We start from the raw sequence: 1525 nt of genomic DNA, 5'->3' as shown, positions 1-1525 counted from the left end.
CGCGAAAGCGGTCTATCAATCGACATTGAAGTTGAAGCTGAAGACGCTTTCGCGAGCAGGCTCGCTCCCACATTAAAAGCACCTGCGGCAAATGGAGCCGGGATTAACCAGCGCCCAGCAGGTACAATGCCCACCCCTTTTTTGTTACGGCCCTGTCATGACTGACCCGATTCGTCTCTCCAAACGCCTCATCGAACTCGTCGGCTGTTCCCGTCGGGAGGCTGAGCTGTTCATCGAGGGCGGCTGGGTCACCGTGGACGGTGAAGTCATCGACGAGCCGCAATTCAAGGTCGACACCCAGAAAGTCGAGCTCGACCCCGAGGCCAAGGCCACTGCGCCGGAACCGGTGACCATCCTGCTGAACGTGCCCGTGGGCATGGACGCGGAAACCGCAATGGCGACCATCAGCGCCGAGACCCTGAGCGAAGAACACCGCTTCAGCAAACGTCCGCTCAAGGGCCACTTCCTGCGCCTGACCCCCAGCACCGACTTGCAGGCCAACGCCAGCGGTCTGCTGGTGTTCACCCAGGACTGGAAGATCCTGCGCAAGCTCACCGCCGACTCCGCCAAGATCGAACAAGAATATGTCGTCGAGGTAGAAGGCGACATGGTGGCTCACGGCCTCAACCGCCTGAACCACGGCCTGACCTACAAAGGTAAGGAACTGCCGCCGGTCAAAGCCAGCTGGCAGAACGAAAACCGCCTGCGTTTTGCGATGAAGAACCCGCAACCGGGCGTGATCGCCCTGTTTTGCCAGGCCGTTGGCCTGAAGGTCGTCGCCATCCGCCGCATCCGCATTGGCGGCGTGTCCATCGGCAAAGTGCCGTTGGGGCAATGGCGCTACCTGTCCGGCAAAGAGAAGTTCTGAGACTTTTCACGCCGCCACACATTCCGGCGCCGCTGCTTACGCGGCGCCCACTGCTGAATATCAGGATTGCACACCATGATTCATAACGACGTACTGCGCAGCGTGCGCTACATGCTCGACATCAGCGACAAGAAAGTCATCGAGATCATCAAGATCGGCGGCATGGACGTGTCCCTGGAAGACCTGCTGACCTACCTCGACAAGAAAGAGGAAGACGAGGAAGGCTTCGTGCGCTGCCCGGACGAAGTCATGGCGCACTTCCTCGACGGCCTGGTGATCTTCAAGCGCGGCAAGGACGAAAGCCGTCCGCCGCAGCCGATCGAAGTGCCGGTGACCAACAACATTATCCTGAAGAAACTGCGCGTGGCCTTCGAACTGAAAGAAGACGACATGCACGCGATCCTCAAGGCGTCCGAGTTCCCGGTATCCAAGCCTGAGCTGAGCGCACTGTTCCGCAAGTTCGGCCACACCAACTATCGCCCGTGCGGCGACCAGTTGCTGCGCAACTTCCTCAAGGGCCTGACCCTGCGCGTTCGCCCGCAGTAAGCCCGCCGCGCGCCCTGTAGGAGCCGGTTTGCTGGCGATGGCGATCTTCAAAACGCCATCGCCAGCAAACAGGCTCCTGCAAGAGCGGTCGCAGGCCAATCTGTATAGATG

The 1525-nt window shown here is 60.1% G+C and carries 2 protein-coding genes; both read left to right on the top strand.

The features are described from left to right. Window positions 1–157: 157 nt before the first annotated feature. Window positions 158–868, top strand: a complete 711-nt coding sequence (locus tag QMX98_RS34550; protein ID WP_172792342.1) for an rRNA pseudouridine synthase — start codon at window positions 158–160, stop codon at window positions 866–868. 75 nt (window positions 869–943) lie between these two features. Continuing rightward, window positions 944–1414 (top strand): DUF1456 family protein, encoded by a 471-nt coding sequence (locus tag QMX98_RS34545; RefSeq protein ID WP_083374900.1) that lies wholly within the window; start codon window positions 944–946, stop codon window positions 1412–1414. Window positions 1415–1525: the final 111 nt, after the last annotated feature.

The sequence above is a fragment of the Pseudomonas sp. PS02303 genome (assembly GCF_029959925.1).
GTDB lineage: Bacteria > Pseudomonadota > Gammaproteobacteria > Pseudomonadales > Pseudomonadaceae > Aquipseudomonas > Aquipseudomonas mandelii.
This window is presented reverse-complemented; position numbering and strand designations above follow the sequence as displayed.

Coding starts and splice junctions, on each gene's coding strand:
- QMX98_RS34550 (WP_172792342.1), top strand. CDS start 158: ATGACTGACCCGATTCGTCTCTCCAAACGCCTCATCGAACTCGTCGGC.
- QMX98_RS34545 (WP_083374900.1), top strand. CDS start 944: ATGATTCATAACGACGTACTGCGCAGCGTGCGCTACATGCTCGACATC.